Below are 17,663 nucleotides of genomic sequence, written 5' to 3' on the forward strand. Positions count from 1 at the left end.
CCCACCGCGCAGGCCCGGCCCCTCACACGGAATCCGCCTGCGGCTCGACCGCGTCGAGGAGCCGGGCGGTGTGCATCCGCCCGGCGTACTCGACCAGCCTGATCAACACTTCCTTCCCCGAGTCCTTGTCCCGCGCGTCGCACAGCACCACGGGAGTGCCCGGCTCCAGGTCGAGCGCCCGCGAGACCTCGTGCGCGCCGTAACCCCGGGCGCCCGAGAAACAGTTGACGGCCACCACGAAGGGGATGCTCCGGTGCTCGAAGTAGTCGACCGCCGGGAAGCAGTCCTGTAGCCGCCGGGTGTCGGCGAGCACCACCGCCCCCAGCGCGCCCTGCGACAACTCGTCCCACAGGAACCAGAAGCGGTCCTGCCCGGGCGTCCCGAACAGGTACAGCGACAGGCCCTCCCGGATGGTGATCCGGCCGAAGTCCATGGCCACCGTGGTCGTGGTCTTCTGGTCCACCCCGTCCGTGTCGTCGACCAACTCGCCCGCCTCGCTCAGCAGTTCCTCGGTCCGAAGCGGACGGATCTCGCTGACGGCGCCCACCAGCGTGGTCTTGCCCACCCCGAATCCGCCGGCCACGAGTATCTTCAGGGCGAGCGGAGCCAGTTCCTCCTCCGCTGCCGCTTCCGGCCCCTGGACGTGTTGTCCCATCACTGTCGTCCCATCCGTCTCGTACCGTCCGTCTCGAACCGTCCGTCTCAAACCGCGCGCCTCGCACCGCGCGCATCGAAGCGTGCGTCGCGGTCCCGCCCGTCCCGCCCGTCCCGCCCGTCCCGCCGCAGCCCGTCCCGCACCGCCCGTCACAGCGCCCGCAGGCCTGCGATGACCTCGCGCAGGATCCGCTCGTCCGGCAGCCGGGCGGGCGGTACGGGCCTGCTCACCCGGACGTGGCCCGCCTCCAGCAGGTCCCCGAGCAACACCCGGACCACGCCGACCGGCAGGTCCGCGTCGGCGGCGAGCTCCGCGACCGACTGGGTCTCCGAACGGCAGAGTCCGAGCAGGGCGCGGTGTTCAGGGCCGAGCAGCGACTCCTGCGCCGCGTCCACGGCTCCCGGTTCGACGACCACCAGCGCGATCAAGTCGAAGCGCACCCCGTGCGGACCGGGCTTGGTGCGCCCACCCGTCAGGGCGTACGGGCGGACCAGCGGGCCCGCGTCGGCGTCGTACCACTGACCGTTCACCGTTTCGGCCGCCGCCCTCAACCCGCGGCCGGGGGGCGCGCCGCGAACCGGGACGGGGTGTAGAGGTGTTCGCCGACGCGTTTCACCAGCCGGGCCATCTCGTAGGCGATCAGTCCGATGTCGGCGCCCGCACCGCTGAGCACGGCCAGGCAGGAGCCGTCCCCGGCCGCCGCGACGAAGAGGAACCCCTCGTCCATCTCCACCATCGTCTGGCGCACGCCCCCGGCCTGGAAGTGCCGCCCCGCGCCCTTGGCGAGACTGTGGAAGCCGGAGGCCACGGCCGCCAGGTGCTCGGCGTCCTCCCGGCCCAGCGCACTGGAAGCACCCACCGCCAGGCCGTCGTTGGACAGGACGACCACGTGCCGGACCTCCCGGACTCTGACCACGAGGTCGTCCAGCAACCAGTCCAGCTCGCCGGACCGGCGGACGCCCTCGATGTCGATCCGCTGGTGTTCGATCATCACTCTGCTCCTTCGTTGTCGGTGGGGGTGACGGCTCGGGTGCCACGGGCCCACCCGTCGCGGTAGGCCGCCATGCGGTCGCGGGCCTCCTCGGGGCTTCGTCCCGGCGGGTCCTGCGGGGTCCGGGGAGCGGGCGCCGCCGTCCGGTCGGGCGCTTCGCGCAGCTGGGGGACAAGGCTGGCCTGGCGGACCCGGCGGGGCAGTTCGGTCACCCCGGCCAGTACCGGCTCGGGCTCCGGCTCGCGCCGGGGCGGCGCCGCCGCGAGGTGCGGCGCCGGGCCCGCGGAGCCGCGGAGCCGCAGGGTGGACACCGGCGCGGGGCGGGGGTCCCGCTCCACGGGGGCCGGGGCCTTCGGGGGCGCCGCCTGGGGAGCGGAGGGGGCCGAGAACGGCGCCGGAAGGTCCGACCGGTCCACAGCCTCCGCCGCGCCCGATGCACCCGATGCACCCGATGCGCCCGGGCCGGCCGACACCGGGGCCGATTCGACGGCCGGCCGGTCCGTCGCCGCCGCGGCCGGTGCTGCCGCGGCGTCGTCCGCCGCGCCGTCCCCCCGCTCGCCGTCCCCCCTCTCGTCGTGGCCCCTCTCGTCGTCGCCCGCGGTGAGGGCGCCCTGGAGCAGCGCGTTGGGCAGCAGGACCACGGCGGTGGTGCCGCCGTAGGGGGAGGTCCTCAGCTGGACCCTGACCCCGTGGCGCGCCGAGAGGCGGCTGACCACGAAGAGACCGAGGCGGTCGCTGTCGAAGAGGTCGAGCGCTTCGGACTGTTCGATGCGCCGGTTGGCGTCGGCGAGGGACTCGCGGCCCATGCCGAGCCCGCGGTCCTCGATCTCCAGCACGTACCCGGCGCCCACGGGCTCCCCACTGACCCGGACCTTGGTGTGCGGAGGGGAGAACTGGGCGGCGTTCTCGATCAGTTCGGCCAGCAGGTGCGTGAGGTCGGCGACGGCGCCGCCGACGACGCCCGCCTCCGCGAGCCCGCGGACCTCGATCCGCGGATAGTCCTCGATCTCGGAGACGGCGGCCCGCACCACGTTGGTCAGCGGTACCGGCATCCGCCAGGCGCGCCCCGGGGCGGCCCCCGACAGGATGATCAGGCTCTCCGCGTGCCGCCGCATCCGGGTCGTCAGGTGGTCGAGCCGGAAGAGGTCGCCCAGCTCGCCCGGATCGTCGGTGCGCCGCTCCATCGAGTCGAGCAGCGTGAGTTGCTTGTGGACCAGGACCTGACTGCGCCGGGCCAGGTTCACGAACACGCCGGAGACGCCGCTCGCGAGTTCGGCCCGCTCCACGGCGGCGCTCAGCGCGGCCCGGTGGACGGTGGACAGGGCCTCCCCGACCTGTGCGATCTCGTCCTCGGCGGGGTGTCCCGGCGGGGCTTCCGCGAGGACGTCGATGTCCTGTCCGGCGCGCAACCGGTCCATGGCGTGCGGGAGTTTGCGGTGGGCGATCTCCAGTGCGCCGTTGCGCAGCGACACGAGCTCGACGACGAGTCCGCGCCCGATGCGTACGGAGATGACGAGGGAGACGGCCACGGCGGCCAGGCCGAGCAGGACGGCCGCGCCGGAGGGGCTCAGCAGGCCCTGGGCCAGGGGCGCGGTCCGGTCGGTGGAGGCGTCGTGCGCGGCGCTCGCGACGGCGCGCATCGAGCCGGTCACGCCGGCGTACGCGGGTGCCCAACCGGCGGGCGCGTCGTGCGCGTCGCGCCCCGTCCCGGCGGCCAGTGCCCGGTCCTCGGCCGCGGTGAGGTCGGCGTAGACGGCACTCTTGGCCACCGCCCGCCAAGCGGTCCGCTGGGCCGCGGGCAGGTCCTGGGCAGCGCTGTCGGTGAGGATCCGGCGGGTCTCGATCGCGCCCGTCAGCTGCCGAAGCGTTTCCGCACTGCGCGGCCCCGGTACGGCGAACAGCGCGTCCTCCCGCGCGAGCAGCTCGGCGGCCCGCGCGAGCTCCAGCAGGACGCGGGCGTCGACACCGAGCTCCGCGTCCTGACCGCCGCTGAGCGCGCCCCCGACGGCGAGGGCGGAGTCGACGACCCGGGTGTAGGCCGCGTAGGCCGCGTCGGGCGTGGCCTTGCGGTCCGTGACCTCGCGGCGGGTGGTCGCGAGCGCATCGGCGGCGGCCACGAAGGTGCGCATCCGGCCCGCCAGTTCGGCCGGGTAGCCGCCCGAGTCGGCGACGGTGTGCGCGTCACCGAGCCGGAGTCCGTCGATGGCGGCACCGGTGCGGCGGCCCTGTTCCAGCAGGGCCGCCCCCTGCTCGGCGACAGCGGCCGGGTCCGCGAGGTAGCGGACCGCGGTGACCCGCTCGGCCTGGAGCGCCGCGACCGCGCGGTCGACGGGGGTGCGTATCCGGTCGTCGACCTGCTGGGCACGACCGATGCGGGCGACGTCCTGGGCGGTGCTGACCGTCGCGAAGGCCCACAGGGCCAGCAGCGAGACCACCGGGACCATCAGGAGGGAGACGACCTTCGCGCGGACCGTGCCGGAGGAGCGCACGGACCGCGGCCCGCGGCGGGCGCCGCCGCTCGCAGCCGCCGAGGCCGCGGCCGCGGGCGGGGAGGCGGGGCCCGCGGCGAAGGTGCCGGGCGCGGCGGACGGCCCGGGTGCGCCCCCGGGGCGCGGCGCGGGCGCGTCCCCGGGTCTCGCCAGGGGTGAACGGGCGCCGGGGGCGTATGCCCGCCCCGGGGCGCTCGACCGACCCCGGGGCGGGGGCGGTGCGTCCGGGGGGCCGGGGTGGGGCTCGTCGGCCGGAGGCCCGGCGTGCGCCCGGCGGCCGCGCGCCGGGGGCGCGGGGTGCCGCTGCGCCGCTGCGTCCGGGTTCCTGCGGGGTGTGCGCATGGGGGTCCTCGTTCCGATGCGGTGCGTGCGGTGCGTGCGGTGCGTGCGTTACGGGCGGTGCGTGGGTTACGTGCGTTACGTGGGCTACGTGCGCTACGTGCGGTCGGGATCGGCGGGGATCAGGGGGCGGCGACGTGGGCGCCCAGGCTCTGCGCGGAGGCTGATGCCGCGCGCTCGTCGGCGGTCGGGGAGAGGGCGACGAACGCCGAGGTGATGAACAGGTACGAGCCGAGGCCGACGGCGAGGGGGAAGACGAACTGCATCAGCGGGGCCCCGGGCAGGGGCGCGTCCGAGGGGGTGACCTGAACGGAGACGGCGAGCATCCCCGTGTAGTGCATGCTGCTGACGGCGGCCCCCATCACCAGCGAGGCGACGGCCACGGCCACCGGGGACTTGATGTTGACCGCCGCCCAGAGCGCCGCGGTGGCCGCGACGACCGCGATCGCGACGGAGAGGCCGACGACCAGGGGGTCGTACGAGACGCGTCCGTGCATGCGCAGCGCCGCCATGCCGAGGTAGTGCATGCTCGCGACGCCCAGGCCCGTGGTGAGGCCGCCGAGCACGAGCGAGCGGCCGCGGTCCCGGCCGTAACCGACGGCGAACACCCCGGCCCCGACGACCAGGAGGGCGCCGACCAGGCTGAGCAGGGTCAGCGGCACGTTGAAGTGGATCTCGGTGCCCGTGACGCCGAAGCCGAGCATCGCGACGAAGTGCATCGTCCAGATGCCGGTGGCGATCGCCGACGCCGCGGTGAGGAGCCAGTTGCGGCGGGAGCGTCCGGTGGCGGCGAGCGCCTGGACGGTGCAGCGCAGCCCGAGGGCCGAGCCGATGCATGCCATCACATACGACAGTACGGGTGTCAGCCAACCGTAGGCCGCGTGGTCGAGGTGTCCCATGGCCACGGGACGCTAGTCCGGGTGAGCCCACGAACAGGGGGAGCATTTCGAAAGACGCTGGAACTGCTGGAATATGACAGACAGGCGTTCATCTTCGATCACACCGGGTGTCATCCTGCGCACTGTCCGCACGCACGGGCAGGTGGGGGATCATTGGGGCATGAGCGAAGACCACACGCACGTACAGGAGTTCTTCGGGGCGCGAGCGGCCGACTGGGACCGGAAGTTCCCCGAGGACGGCCCCGCCTTCGCCGCCGCCGTGGCCGAATTCGACCTGCGACCCGGGGATCGGGTGCTCGACGCGGGCTGCGGGACGGGGCGGGCGCTGACCGAACTGCGCTCCGCGGTCGGCCCCTCGGGGACGGTGCTCGGCGCCGACCTCACCCCGCAGATGCTCGCCGCGGCGGTGCGGGCGGGGCGGGCGGCGGCGGGGGCGCTCTTGCTCGCGGACGTGGGCCGGCTACCGCTGCGCGACGGCGGACTCGACGCGGTGTTCGCGTCCGGGCTGATCGCCCACCTGCCCGACCCCGAGGCCAACCTGCGCGAACTCGCGCGCGTGGTGCGCCCCGGCGGGCGCCTCGCCCTGTTCCACCCGATCGGCCGGTTGGCCCTGGCCACCCGACAGGGCCGGCAGCTCACCCCCGAGGACATGCGGGCCGAGCACAACCTCGGCCCGCTGCTCGCCGGTTCCGGATGGGACCTCGTCTCGTACGCCGATGAGGACGCCCGCTTCCTGGCCGTGGCGGTCCGCCGCCCCTGAGGTCGCCCTCCTCCCCGGGCACCACCTCGGGCGGTCACCCCTCAGGCGGAGGGCGGCGCGTCCGCGCCCTGGGGGCGGCGGGGGTGCGGAACCGGGCAGCCGCCGGCGCCGGACGTCGGGAAGGTGCCCAGCTCCCCCACGTCGTAGCCGCCGGGGTACCCCTTGATCTCGCGGTTCTGCCGGGCGTAGTGCGGCTGCGCGCGGGGCGGCAACAGGCGGACCGCGCGCCCGCGCAGCCGCAGCGCGCCCTGGACCAGCCCACGCACGCGGGGGTGCGGCGGCTCGTACCGGAACGCGCGCAGCAGGGGCTCGTCGAGGAGGGCCCGGCCGGCGCCGCGCACCAGCGGGGCGAGCGGGGCCGGGTACCAGGAGGCCATCAGGTCGAGGGTGGCGTCGGCGACCGCGCGACCGCCCTCGTGCCAGCCGAAGCGGGCTGCCTCGTAGGCGTTCAGCGTGGCTTCGAACTCCTCGAAGGAGTCCGGGACGTCCGTGATACCCAGGTGCTGCCCGAGGGTGGTGTAGTACCGCGCGCACGCCCGCTGCTCGTGGTGGGTCAGCGAGCGCCAGCCGTAGACGTCCAGCCAGCGCTTCGGAATCACCACGAAGGTGGACAAGACGTAACGCATGTCCTCGTTGGAGATGGTGTAGCCGCTGTGCATCTGGTTCACGCGCCGGATCGCGGCGCGCCCGGTGTCGCTGTCGAAACCGTGCTCCAGCACCGCGTCGAGGAGCAGGGCGGTGTCGTCGTAGCGCTTCTGGGGGCGGCCGGTGAACTCGCCGGTCCGGGCGAGCAGCCCGCCGATGCTGGGGACGGCGTACGTCCGGTGGAGGGCCAGTTCCAGCGCTCTGGCGAAGTCCCAGGGGAACTCGTAGGTGGCGGTGAGTCGGTAGATGGCCAGGAAATCCCGCTCCGGATCGAGCCTGAGGATCTCCTTCAGCCGGTCGTAACGCTGCACCGGGCGTCCCTTTCTGTGGCGGGCTCCCAACTCTACGTGTGGGCAGCCGCCTTGGAAATCGGTGCACTCCCGCTCTCGACTAGGGGGTTACTCGCTGGTTAGGGTGCGCCGACAGATGAGCCACCAGGAGGGTACGTGTCCGACGAGGAGGGCGACGGTTCGCTGTACGTGCTGTCCGCCGTACTGCTGACCCCGGCCCAGTTCCCGAGCATCCTGGGAGACGACTACCCGGAGGCCTGCTCGTTGCTCGGCGTGCCCGCCGCCGGGGACGGGTACGGGCTGGTGCTCGGCCAGGACGAGGACGGCGCCCGCTGGACGGTGGTCGTGGACGACGTCGCCCTCGTGGCGACGGCCATCGCTTCCTGGGACTGCGGGATGGAGTACGACCTCTCGCCGGACGAGCGCAGCATCGTGGTCTCCCTGGCGGGCTGGCCCCTGGCCCTGTCCGTCGCCGCGCCCGACATCCCCGAGCCGCACGATCCCGAGCAGGGCGCGGACGGCACGGGGCGGGTGCCGCTGGCTCCGCCCTCGGCCGAGAGCTGGGGGCCGGTCCAGCGGCGGATGGGCGCGGACCAGATCGCCCGCCAGTGGGCCGAGTGGCGCGAGCGGTTCGACTCCGACGGCGGCGGTCGGCCCGTCGAGCATCCGGGGCTGGCCCGGGTGCTGGAGGAGGCACGGGCCTACACCACCGCACCGCCGCCGCCGGGGCGGGTGCGGTCCGCCTTCGCCGGCGAGGGTGCCAGGACCCTGCGGGTGGACGGGCCCGGGTGGTCGCTGGTGGCCCGCACCGACGACATCGCCTTCGTCCTGCTGGACGAGGGGCCGAGCGAGGTCATCCCGGTGCCCCGGGACGGCGACGCGGACCTGCCGGGACTGCTGGCGGCTCTGGACGGGGTCGCGGTCCGGCCGGTGTGAGTCGAGGGGCGCGCTCTCCGCGACCCGTGCGTCAGACCCGTTCTAGCGCGACGTGCGGCTGCGGGGGGAGGGTGACGCTGATGGCGTCGCCCGGGCGGATCGTGCCGCCCTCGCGGACCACGCCCATGACGCCCGCCTTGCGCACCACCCGGCCCGTCTCGTCCCGGCCCACCACCCGCTTGAGCAGGCCCTGCTGGAAGGCGTCGATCTGGAGGCACGGGTTGCGCAGACCCGTGACCTCGACGACCGCGCCCTCGCCCTCACCCTCGCCGAAGCGCAGCAGCGCGCCGGTCGGCAGGCCGAGCAGGTCTATGCCCTCGGTGGTCACGTTCTCCCCGAGCTGGCCCGGTGCGACCTCGAAGCCCTCCTGCGCGACCTCGTCGAAGAGCTCGCGGTGGATCAGGTGGACCTGCCGGAGGTTGGGCTGCGTCGGGTCCTGGGCGACCCGGGAACGGTGCTTGACGGTGACCCCCGCGTGCACGTCCCCTTCGACACCGAGACCCACCAGGAGCGTGATGCTCTCCCGCGTGGGCTTGGTGAACGAGTACACGTCATTGCTGTTGACCGCCGTGACCAGGCCGGTACCCATCAGGAACTCCCCCCTCGGACGCCGTCAGCGCCCTATTTGCCTTCTGTTCTTCGACACGCCCCGCAGTCGACGCCGCTGGGAGGGATCGAGCATCAGGTAGGCGGCGGCCGGCACCCCGATCAGGACCAGCAGGCCCACCCAGAATCCGACCGTGAAGAACAAGATGATCGCTGCCGCCACTCCGGCCGCGGCGACCTTTCCACTCGTCGACATCGGGGACCCCTCTCCTCGCGTGCTCGGACTGCTTCTCCCTCTGTAACGCGACCGCCCGACCACGCGTTCCCGACCGTTCGTTCCCGGCCACCGCACACACCGGGTGACGTGATCCGGGTCACGACCGGACAGCGGGTTCTCCGCGTGACGGCTGGGGTACTCTCGGCGACCTTGAACCCGGTAGTCAAGTTTGAGGAACGCGTGCAGCCCGACATTTCCGTCCTCATCCGCTGTGCAGCCGTCTTCCTTCCCGCCGGTCCCGCCGGTCCCGCCCGCCACGGCAGGATCGCCTTCTGGAGCCGGGACGGAGAGCTGACCGACGCCATCCGGCCAATCGGATCGCCCGGGTCCCCCTGGCCCCCCGGGTCCCTCGGGTCCCTCGGGTCCCTCGAAGCCCTCAGCGTCGTCGTCGCCGACGACGACGGGTCGCAACCGGCCACGGTCACGGTCACCGCGCTCGTACTGCCGGTGGCCGACGCCCTGCCCCTCCTCGTCCGGGCCCGTCTCGGCGTCGCCGCCTCCGGAACGACTTCGGCCGGTACGGCTGCCTCCGGTACAACCACCTCCGCGTCGGCCGCCTTCTGGGGCGCCGCCGGGCTGCTCGCCCTGCGCTTCCTGGCCGACGGGCTGCTCCTGCCCGGACTGACCACCGCCGGGTACGACGCCTGGCGGATCGGCCCGCTCGACCAGGGCGACCACGACCGCGTACGGGAGTTGGCCGCCGCGATGCCGCCCGAGGCCCGCTGCGTACCCCTGACCGTCACCGGGCCGTTGCTGCTGCCCGCGCCCGACCCGCTGCTGCGCGCCTTCCTCGACGCGGTCGCCGACACCCTCCCCCGGTCCCCCGCCGCCGCGGCCGCGACGGCCGGCCCGGTCTACGCCGCACCCGCCGCGGAGCGGCACCCCGAGCTGCGCCCCTGGGCCGACGAGCTCGCCGCAGCGCACGACGCGGCGGTGCGGATCTCCCTCCGCGTCGAGCTGACCGCTGCACCGGACCGCCCGCCCCGTCCCGCCGGCGGTCCGGACGCCGATCCCGGTGCCGGGCCCGGCTGCCGGGCCGTCCTCCAGATGCACGGGCTCGGTGGCGCCGCGCTCGTGGCCGACGCCGCCGACGTCTGGTCGGGGGCCGGCCCGGCGGCCGCCGGGTTCCCTCCCCGCGCCCGGCGGGACGCGCTCCGGGCGCTGCGCCGCGCGGCCAGGACCTGGCCCCCGCTGGCCCCGCTGCTCACCGCGGCCGTGCCGGATGCCGTGGCGCTCGCCGACGAGGAGGTCGCCGAGCTGCTCGGTCCCGCGGCCACCGCGCTGGCGGCCGACGGGGTCCAGGTGCACTGGCCGCGCGGACTCTCCCGGACCCTCGACCCGCGCGCGGTCATCGCCTCGGGCTCCGGCGCCGCGCTCACCGGGCCGCTCTCCGCGACCGCCCCGCTCTCCCTGTCATGGCGGCACTCGCTCGGCGGCCACGGCGACCTCACCGCCGAGGAGCTGGACCGGCTCGCCGAAGCGAAGCGGCCGCTGGTCCGGCTGCGGGACCAATGGGTCCTGATCGACCCGGCCGAGGCGCGCCGGGCCCGGGCCCGCGCCCGGCAGGAGCGCGCCGTCGCGCCGCTGGACGCGCTGGTCGCCGTACTCACCGGATCGACGGAACTGGACGGGCGGCGGGTCGACGTCAGCGCGACCGGCTCGCTGGAGCGGCTGCGCGCGCTGCTCTGCGCCGATCCGGAACACCCGGGCGCGCCCGACGCCCACCCCCTCGAAGCGCCGCCGGAGCTGCGGGCGACCCTGCGCGACTACCAACTGCGCGGGCTGCGGTGGCTGGCCCGAATGACCGAGCTGGGCCTCGGCGGCTGCCTGGCCGACGACATGGGCCTCGGCAAGACCGTCACCCTCATCGCCCTGCACCTGCACCGGCAGCGGGATCCGGGGACGGCCGGGGCGACCCTGGTCGTCTGCCCGGCCTCGCTCCTGGGCAACTGGCAGCGCGAGATCGAACGCTTCGCCCCGGGGACGCCCGTACGCCGTTTCCACGGCGCCCGGCGCAGTCTGGACGCCCCCGCCGACAGCGCCTTCGTCCTCACCACCTACGCCACCATGCGGGCCGCCGCTCCCGAACTCGCCGCCGCGCGCTGGGGGTTGGTGGTGGCCGACGAGGCGCAGCACGTCAAGAACCCGCACTCGGCGACGGCGAAGGCGCTGCGCACGATCGGGGCTCCGGCCCGGGTGGCGCTCACCGGAACACCGGTGGAGAACGACCTCACCGATCTGTGGGCCGTGCTCGACTGGACCACACCCGGCCTGCTGGGGCGGCTCGGCACCTTCCGCGCACGCTTCGGCGAGGACGTCGAATCGGGCCGCGATCCGCTGGCCGCCGACCGACTGGCCCGCCTGGTACGGCCGTTCCTGCTGCGGCGCAGGAAATCGGATCCCGGGATCGCCCCGGAGCTGCCGCCCAAGACGGAGACCGACCACGCGGTCGCGCTGAGCGCCGAACAGGCGGGTCTCTACGAGGCGGTCGTGCGCGAGACCCTCGCCGCGATCGCGGCGGCGGACGCGATGGAGCGGCGCGGGCTGGTGGTCAAGCTGCTCACCTCGCTCAAGCAGATCTGCAACCATCCCGCCCAGTACCTCAAGGAGGGCGGCGGTCGGTCCGGGAAGTTGGAGCTGCTGGACGAGTTGTTGGACACGATCGTGTCCGAGGGCGGTTCCGTTCTGGTCTTCACCCAGTACGTGACGATGGCCCGGATCCTGGAGCGGCACCTGGCGGCCCGCGGGATCCCGGCCCAACTGCTGCACGGCGGCACCCCGGTGGCCCGCCGCGAGGAGCTCGTGGACCGCTTCCAGGACGGCGAGGTCCCGGTGTTCCTGCTGTCCCTCAAGGCCGCCGGCACCGGCCTCAACCTCACCCGCGCCGGACACGTCGTCCACTACGACCGCTGGTGGAACCCCGCCGTCGAGGAACAGGCCACCGACCGCGCCTACCGCATCGGCCAGACCCAGCCCGTCCAGGTCCACCGGATCATCGCCGAAGGCACCGTCGAGGACCGCATCGGTCAACTCCTGGCCCGCAAGCAGGCTTTGGCGGATGCCGTACTGGGAGCGGGCGAAGCGGCCTTCACCGAGCTGAGCGATGCCGAGCTGGCGACCCTCGTCGCGCTGCGACGCGGCCCGGACGACGGCGCCGCCACCGACCGGAAGGGGGGCGCGTGAGCACCCACGAGTACGACGAGCGCGACGAGCACGCCCAGCACGACGCCTACGACAGGGACCCCGCGCACGACGAGCACTCCGCGTACGGGTACGAGCGGACGTTCCCCGCCCTGCCGCCCGCGGGGACGGGGCGCGGCTTCGCCGGGACCTGGTGGGGCCGGGCCTGGCTGCGCGCCCTGGAGGACAGCGCGCTCGACGTCGAACAGCTGCGCCAGGGGCGCCGGTTGGCCAGGTCCGGAGCGGTCGGCGCGGTGTCGGTGCGCCCGGGGCGGCTGACCGCGGTGGTCCGGGACCGCGACGGCACGGCGCACCGCACGGACGTACTGCTCCAGGAGTTCGGGGAGGCGGACTGGGGCCGCGTACTGGACCTGGCGGCCGCCGAGTCGGGGCACATCGCGGCGCTGCTGGAGCGGGAGGTGCCGCCCGACCTGGCCGAGGACGCCGCGGCCGCCGGGGTCGAACTGCTGCCGGGGATCGGCGACCTGGACCCCGACTGCGACTGCGGCGAGTGGGACCACTGCGCGCACACCGCGGCGCTCGCCTACCAGGTGGCGCGGCTGCTCGACCAGGACCCCTTCGTGCTCCTGCTGCTGCGCGGGCGGGGCGAGCGCGCCGTGCTGGACGCCCTGGAACGCCGCAGCGCGGGGGCGGCCGCCGGCCCGGGTGCGCAGGGCGGGTGCGCGGTCACGGGCGTACCCGCGGCGCAGGTGTTCGCCGCGCGGGGCGCCGTCGCGCCGCTGCCACCGCTTCCGCGACTGCCCGCGACACCCGGCCATCCGCCCCAGTCGGAGGGCGAGGAAGAGCCCGAACTCGACCTGGACGCGGTGGAGTTCCTCGCCCAGGCGACAGCCGTCGAGGCCCACCGGATGCTGGCCCGGGCCCTGTCCCCCGGGACCGCTCCCGCATCCGCGGCGCTCACGCTCGACCAGGACGCGGTGCGCCTGGCGGCGGCCGAGGGGGCGCCGGTACGGGTGCGGGCCCGCCTGGCGGCGGTTTCGGGGCGCGACCGGGCGGGCCTGGACCTCGCGGTGCGGGCCTGGGGCTTCGGCGGGGCTCCGGCGCTCGCGGTGCTGGAGGAGGACTGGGCCCCGGACCGGGCGACCCTGGGGCGGGCCAGGGCCGCGCTGGCCGCGGCCTGGCCGGACGAGGAGGCGCCGGTGCTCCGGCGGGTCCGGGCACGCTGGACCCCGACCGCGGATCCGGATCGCCAATTGCGCTTGGGACGCGAGGGGTTGTGGTGGCCTTACCGCAAGGAGGCCGGCCGCTGGCTGCCGGCGGGGCCCCCGGCCCGCGACCCCGCGTCCGCGCTGGCCGTACCCGACCCCGGGGACGCCGCTGCGGATTCCTGAACCGGCCGAGGCCCGCGTGGACTGGCCGACGTACGGCTTGCCGGGGGTGGGGGCCGGTACGACGATGGGGCGCCAGGTACCGCCGCATCCCGGGAGGCTGACACATGGGCGATCCTTCGGTCGCGTTGCCGGGCGGGGCCGATCCGGTCGAGCGGGGTCGCGAACTGCGGCGCGCGCACGAGGCGTTCACGGTGGACGGACGGGTCGAGGCGCCGGTGCGGGCGGTGATCGCGAAGTCCTGGCGGCGCTGCGCGCGGGCCCGCGTCAGCCCGGAGTGCACGGCCCGGGTCGAGCTGGCGGAGCCGGAGCTGCGCGCGTACCGGGAGGTGCACCCACTGGCGCGGGTGATGCCGGTGTTCCGCGAGCTGGTGGGGGCGTTCGCGGCGCACGGGGCGCACCTGTTGGCGGTGTGCGACGCCCGGGGGACGCTGCTGTGGGTCGAGGGCGAGAGCGCGACCTTGGACCGGGCGCGCGGGCTGGGGTTCGTACCCGGTGCGCGCTGGTCGGAGTCGGCGATGGGGACGAACGCCCCGGGGACGGCGGTGGCCGTGGGCGAGCCGGTGCAGGTCTTCGGGGCGGAGCACTTCAGCAGGCACGTGCACCCTTGGACGTGCGCGGCGGCGCCGGTGCGGCATCCGCGGACCGGGCGGCTGTTGGGCGCGGTGGACATCACGGGCGGCGACGGGCTCGCGCACCCGCACTCGCTGGCGTTCGTACAGGCGGTGGCCCGGGCCGCCGAGGCACAGCTCGCGCTGCTCGATCCGGGGGATGCGGGGAATGCGGGGGATCCGACGGGCGCGGTGGGTGGGGCAGGTGCGGTGCCCCTCGCGGCGGACACGGCGTACCCCGCGACCCCCCTGGCACCGGCGTACGGGACCGGCGCCGCGGACTCGTTGGCCGCGCTGGGGCGGGACGAGGCGCTGCTGGTCACCGGCGGGCGCACGGTGCGGCTGGGCCACCGGCACAGCGAGATCGTGGCGCTGCTGGCCCATCACCCCGAGGGACTGTCGGGCGAGGAGCTGTCGATCGCCCTGTACGAGGACGAGCGGGTCGCGCCGGTGACCCTGCGCGCCGAAATGTCGCGGCTGCGCTCCCTCTTGGGTCCGCGCGCCCTGCTCTCACGCCCGTACCGCACGGCCGCGCCGGTGGAGGCGGACTTCACCACCGCGATCCGGCTGCTGGCCGCGGGAGCCGTTTCCGCCGCGCTCGGCAGCTACCCGGGACCCCTGCTGCCCGGCTCACGGGCGCCCGGCATCGTGCGGCTGCGGCGCCGGATCGAGGACCAGGCGCGGGCGGCGGTGATCGCCCGCGCGGATGCGGGACTGCTGGCCGACTGGGTGTGCAGCCCGTGGGGCGAGGACGATCCGGCGGTGTGGCGGGCGCTGGCGGCCGCGCTGCCGCGGGAGGGGCGCCCGGTGGCGCTGGCCCGACTGCGCGCGCTCGACGCCGAGTTGGGCGACGTACGCCTGGTCGGCCGGCCGTCCCGCACCGGCACCGGCACCGGCACCGGGGCGGGCGCAACGTATCCGCAACCTGCGCGCTCCTAGCCTCCTCCCGAGCGCCGTCCGGCCCGGCACGGCGCCCGGCAAAGGGGAGGACGTCCATGGCTCGCTACGCTGCGCCCGGTACCGAGGGGGCGCTCATGTCGTACGCGTCCCGCTACGACCACTTCATCGGCGGCGAGTACGTCGGGCCGGCGCTCGGCCAGTACTTCGCCAACCCGTCCCCGGTCAACGGGCAGCCCTTCACCGAGGTCGCGCGCGGTACGGCGGCCGACGTGGAGCGGGCACTGGACGCGGCGCACGCGGCGGCGCCCGCCTGGGGCCGCACGTCCCCCGCCGACCGCTCCCTGGTCCTGCTGCGCATCGCGGACCGGATGGAGCAGAACCTCCAGGCGCTGGCGGTCGCGGAGACCTGGGAGAACGGCAAGCCGGTGCGCGAGACCCTGGCGGCGGACATTCCGCTGGCCATCGACCACTTCCGGTACTTCGCGGGTGCGGTACGGGCCCAGGAGGGCACGCTCAGCGAGCTCGACGACGACACGGTGGCCTACCACTTCCACGAGCCGCTCGGCGTGGTCGCCCAGATCATCCCGTGGAACTTCCCGATCCTGATGGCGGTGTGGAAGCTGGCGCCGGCTCTGGCCGCGGGCAACACGGTGGTCCTCAAGCCCGCTGAGCAGACCCCGGCTTCGGTGCACTACTGGCTGAGTCTGGTCGCGGACCTGCTGCCGCCGGGCGTGGTCAACATCGTGAACGGCTTCGGCGAGGAGGCCGGCAAACCGCTCGCCTCCAGTCCGCGCGTGGCGAAGATCGCCTTCACCGGCGAGACCTCCACGGGCCGTCTGATCATGCGGTACGCGGCCGAGAACCTGAAGCCGGTCTCGCTGGAGCTGGGCGGCAAGAGCCCGAACATCTTCTTCGACGACATCTGGAGCGTCGACGACGAGCTGCGCGACAAGGCGCTGGAGGGCTTCGCGATGTTCGCCCTCAACCAGGGCGAGGTGTGCACCTGCCCGTCGCGCGCCCTCATCGAGCGCGGCCGCTACGGGGACTTCCTGGACGCGGCCATCGCCCGCACCGAACTGATCGTCCCCGGGCACCCGTTGGACACCGACACGATGATCGGCGCCCAAGCCTCGGAGGAACAGCTCAAGAAGGTCCTGGCCTACCTGGAGATCGGGCAGCAGGAGGGTGCCAAGATCCTGACGGGTGGTCAGCGCATTGAACCGGGAGGAGAGTTGGCCGGCGGCTACTACGTACAGCCGACGATCTTCGAGGGCGACAACCGCATGCGGGTCTTCCAGGAGGAGATCTTCGGCCCGGTGGTGTCGGTGACCTCCTTCCAGGACTTCGAGGACGCGATCCGGATCGCCAACGACACCCCTTACGGCCTGGGCGCCGGCGTGTGGACGCGCGACGTGAACACCGCCTACCGCGCGGGCCGGGCGATCCAGGCGGGCCGCGTCTGGCAGAACTCCTACCACGCGTACCCCGCCCACGCGGCCTTCGGCGGCTACAAGCAGTCCGGCGTGGGCCGCGAGACCCACAAGATGATGCTGGACCACTACCAGCAGACGAAGAACTTGCTCGTGTCGTACTCGGCGAAGAAGGTGGGCTTCTTCTAAGAACTTGAGGACGGTGCCTGAACTGCGCAAAGGCCCCGTCAGGCACCGTGCCCTGGCCGCGGGACAGCCACGAAGTCGCGTGATTCCAGAGTTTATTTGCCTCCGATATCCCACTTCATAGAGAAGATCCGGGCCGTGCACGGGCCAGCGTGATCGCCGGTCAACCGTGCATACCAGCAGACGCATAGCCTTATCCAAGCCAATGGGGCAGCCCAGTCCGCCGTTGATCACCAGCAGAGGCAGCTTCCCGGCGGGCCCGGGGAGCTCGCCCACGGCCCGGTACCAAGTGCGGAATCCCCGGAACGGCACGAACCCCTCGGCCGCGCCCATGACGCACCTCCTGGCGACATCCGCACCTCATCACCTTCGCGGTACGTCCGCTGCTGGGAGCCGGCCCGCTCCCCGAGGGCGTGGAATGCCTGCCGCCTCCAACCTGCGAGGAGTGGAGTCGGCAGGACAGATCTGAACCCGCGATTGTCGCGGATCAGGGTTTCGGATCGAGTGTTCTTGGCGAAGAACTTCAACCATGGGCTTGTCACCGGTTGCCGGTCATCCTGCTGTCGCCGTTTTCCGTGAGCCCCGAGGCGGGCGGCCCGTCCCGGTCCTGGGCCCCCGGGTCGACGCCGAGGCGAAGCGCACCGCGCGCGTGCTGGCCGGGGTGGCGACCCATACCGGACCTGTCGAGCAGACCCTCGCGCTGCGGCAGGCCACTGCGGTTGCCGACGAGTTGGTGGCCGCGTTGTCGGATCTGGCTCCGGCCGTGGCCGGTGAGGAACTCCCGGCGGAGTCGACCAGTCAGTCCTACTTCCGGGTCCTCGAGGGGGAACTGTCAGATCAACAGGCCGCCCTGCACGGTGCCCTGGTCATCCACCGCGGATTGGAAGACCTGTGTGACGCTCCCCTGTCGGGTCCCGACCTCGCCCTGGAAGTGGCCGGGATGCGGCAGTCAGTGCTCGACCTCATCGGCGCAGCGGCGGTCGCCGGCCCTGACGACGTACCGCCGGTGGCCGTCCCCGAGCCTGGTGCGGGGGCGTCGTCGGAGAGTGTGTGGAGTGCTCGTTGGCTCATCGGCCACCAGGTACATGTCCTGTTCAACGTCTGCGCCGCGGTCGCCATGACCCACGCCAGTACGGTCCCAGCCGATTACTGCACGGATGCGGAATCAACGGCCCAGTAG

Annotated in this window: 15 protein-coding genes; 7 read left to right on the forward strand and 8 right to left on the reverse strand. The window is 74.1% G+C overall.

Annotated features, from left to right (window positions below):
* Positions 1-22 precede the first annotated feature (22 nt).
* The 5 genes from ACZ4UB_RS16365 to ACZ4UB_RS16385 form a co-directional block, all read right to left on the reverse strand.
* Positions 23-655, reverse strand: a complete 633-nt coding sequence (locus ACZ4UB_RS16365) for a GTP-binding protein (RefSeq protein WP_468070675.1) — start codon at positions 653-655, stop codon at positions 23-25.
* A 149-nt stretch (positions 656-804) separates the two neighbouring features.
* A complete protein-coding gene (locus tag ACZ4UB_RS16370) occupies positions 805-1,185 on the reverse strand; it encodes a DUF742 domain-containing protein (RefSeq protein ID WP_468070676.1) in 381 nt (126 codons plus the stop codon).
* Positions 1,186-1,202: 17 nt separating this feature from the next.
* Positions 1,203-1,646, reverse strand: a complete 444-nt coding sequence (locus tag ACZ4UB_RS16375) for a roadblock/LC7 domain-containing protein (RefSeq protein ID WP_468070677.1) — start codon at positions 1,644-1,646, stop codon at positions 1,203-1,205.
* Complete coding sequence (locus ACZ4UB_RS16380; protein WP_468070678.1) at positions 1,646-4,477, reverse strand: sensor histidine kinase; 2,832 nt, start codon at positions 4,475-4,477, stop codon at positions 1,646-1,648. Before ACZ4UB_RS16380 ends, ACZ4UB_RS16375 begins: the two co-directional genes overlap by 1 nt.
* A gap of 119 nt (positions 4,478-4,596) precedes the next feature.
* Positions 4,597-5,373 (reverse strand): MHYT domain-containing protein, encoded by a 777-nt coding sequence (locus tag ACZ4UB_RS16385; RefSeq protein WP_468070679.1) that lies wholly within the window; start codon positions 5,371-5,373, stop codon positions 4,597-4,599.
* A gap of 160 nt (positions 5,374-5,533) precedes the next feature.
* Between ACZ4UB_RS16385 and ACZ4UB_RS16390 the strand changes: the two genes are divergently transcribed.
* Entirely contained in the window at positions 5,534-6,133 is a 600-nt protein-coding gene (locus ACZ4UB_RS16390; RefSeq protein WP_468070680.1) for a class I SAM-dependent methyltransferase, read from the forward strand.
* A 41-nt stretch (positions 6,134-6,174) separates the two neighbouring features.
* Here ACZ4UB_RS16390 and ACZ4UB_RS16395 read toward each other — a convergent pair whose 3' ends face one another.
* Entirely contained in the window at positions 6,175-7,089 is a 915-nt protein-coding gene (locus ACZ4UB_RS16395) for an oxygenase MpaB family protein (RefSeq protein ID WP_468070681.1), read from the reverse strand.
* A gap of 135 nt (positions 7,090-7,224) precedes the next feature.
* Here ACZ4UB_RS16395 and ACZ4UB_RS16400 point away from each other — a divergent pair, with 135 nt between their 5' ends.
* Positions 7,225-8,004 carry a hypothetical protein gene (locus ACZ4UB_RS16400; RefSeq protein WP_468070682.1) on the forward strand — a complete coding sequence of 260 codons (780 nt, stop codon included), beginning with the start codon at positions 7,225-7,227 and terminating at the stop codon, positions 8,002-8,004.
* A 31-nt stretch (positions 8,005-8,035) separates the two neighbouring features.
* Here ACZ4UB_RS16400 and ACZ4UB_RS16405 read toward each other — a convergent pair whose 3' ends face one another.
* Together ACZ4UB_RS16405 and ACZ4UB_RS16410 are read right to left on the reverse strand one after the other, a co-directional pair.
* Positions 8,036-8,593, reverse strand: a complete 558-nt coding sequence (locus tag ACZ4UB_RS16405) for an MOSC domain-containing protein (RefSeq protein WP_468070683.1) — start codon at positions 8,591-8,593, stop codon at positions 8,036-8,038.
* Between the two features lie 24 nt (positions 8,594-8,617).
* Positions 8,618-8,806 carry a hypothetical protein gene (locus tag ACZ4UB_RS16410; protein ID WP_399258623.1) on the reverse strand — a complete coding sequence of 63 codons (189 nt, stop codon included), beginning with the start codon at positions 8,804-8,806 and terminating at the stop codon, positions 8,618-8,620.
* Positions 8,807-9,007: 201 nt separating this feature from the next.
* Here ACZ4UB_RS16410 and ACZ4UB_RS16415 point away from each other — a divergent pair, with 201 nt between their 5' ends.
* From ACZ4UB_RS16415 to ACZ4UB_RS16435, 5 genes are all read left to right on the forward strand, one after another.
* Positions 9,008-12,010 (forward strand): DEAD/DEAH box helicase, encoded by a 3,003-nt coding sequence (locus ACZ4UB_RS16415; protein WP_468070684.1) that lies wholly within the window; start codon positions 9,008-9,010, stop codon positions 12,008-12,010.
* On the forward strand, positions 12,007-13,359 hold the full coding sequence (locus tag ACZ4UB_RS16420; RefSeq protein ID WP_468070685.1) for an SWF or SNF family helicase: 1,353 nt from the start codon (positions 12,007-12,009) through the stop codon (positions 13,357-13,359). Before ACZ4UB_RS16415 ends, ACZ4UB_RS16420 begins: the two co-directional genes overlap by 4 nt.
* Before the next feature lie 104 nt (positions 13,360-13,463).
* On the forward strand, positions 13,464-14,906 hold the full coding sequence (locus tag ACZ4UB_RS16425) for a GAF domain-containing protein (protein WP_468070686.1): 1,443 nt from the start codon (positions 13,464-13,466) through the stop codon (positions 14,904-14,906).
* A 56-nt stretch (positions 14,907-14,962) separates the two neighbouring features.
* Positions 14,963-16,486: an acetaldehyde dehydrogenase ExaC gene (gene exaC, locus ACZ4UB_RS16430; protein WP_468070687.1), complete on the forward strand. Its 1,524-nt coding sequence runs from the start codon at positions 14,963-14,965 to the stop codon at positions 16,484-16,486.
* A 526-nt stretch (positions 16,487-17,012) separates the two neighbouring features.
* Positions 17,013-17,663, forward strand: a complete 651-nt coding sequence (locus ACZ4UB_RS16435; RefSeq protein ID WP_468070688.1) for a hypothetical protein — start codon at positions 17,013-17,015, stop codon at positions 17,661-17,663.

The sequence above is a fragment of the Streptomyces sp. NPDC028419 genome, from assembly GCF_055565515.1.

Excerpts from the sequence above, each read along its gene's own strand:
- ACZ4UB_RS16365 (WP_468070675.1), bottom strand. The coding sequence starts at position 655 with ATGGGACAACACGTCCAGGGGCCGGAAGCGGCAGCGGAGGAGGAACTG.
- ACZ4UB_RS16375 (WP_468070677.1), bottom strand. The coding sequence starts at position 1,646 with ATGATCGAACACCAGCGGATCGACATCGAGGGCGTCCGCCGGTCCGGC.
- ACZ4UB_RS16380 (WP_468070678.1), bottom strand. The coding sequence starts at position 4,477 with ATGCGCACACCCCGCAGGAACCCGGACGCAGCGGCGCAGCGGCACCCC.
- ACZ4UB_RS16385 (WP_468070679.1), bottom strand. The coding sequence starts at position 5,373 with ATGGGACACCTCGACCACGCGGCCTACGGTTGGCTGACACCCGTACTG.
- ACZ4UB_RS16390 (WP_468070680.1), top strand. The coding sequence starts at position 5,534 with ATGAGCGAAGACCACACGCACGTACAGGAGTTCTTCGGGGCGCGAGCG.
- ACZ4UB_RS16405 (WP_468070683.1), bottom strand. The coding sequence starts at position 8,593 with ATGGGTACCGGCCTGGTCACGGCGGTCAACAGCAATGACGTGTACTCG.
- ACZ4UB_RS16410 (WP_399258623.1), bottom strand. The coding sequence starts at position 8,806 with ATGTCGACGAGTGGAAAGGTCGCCGCGGCCGGAGTGGCGGCAGCGATC.
- ACZ4UB_RS16425 (WP_468070686.1), top strand. The coding sequence starts at position 13,464 with ATGGGCGATCCTTCGGTCGCGTTGCCGGGCGGGGCCGATCCGGTCGAG.
- exaC (WP_468070687.1), top strand. The coding sequence starts at position 14,963 with ATGGCTCGCTACGCTGCGCCCGGTACCGAGGGGGCGCTCATGTCGTAC.
- ACZ4UB_RS16435 (WP_468070688.1), top strand. The coding sequence starts at position 17,013 with ATGGGCTTGTCACCGGTTGCCGGTCATCCTGCTGTCGCCGTTTTCCGT.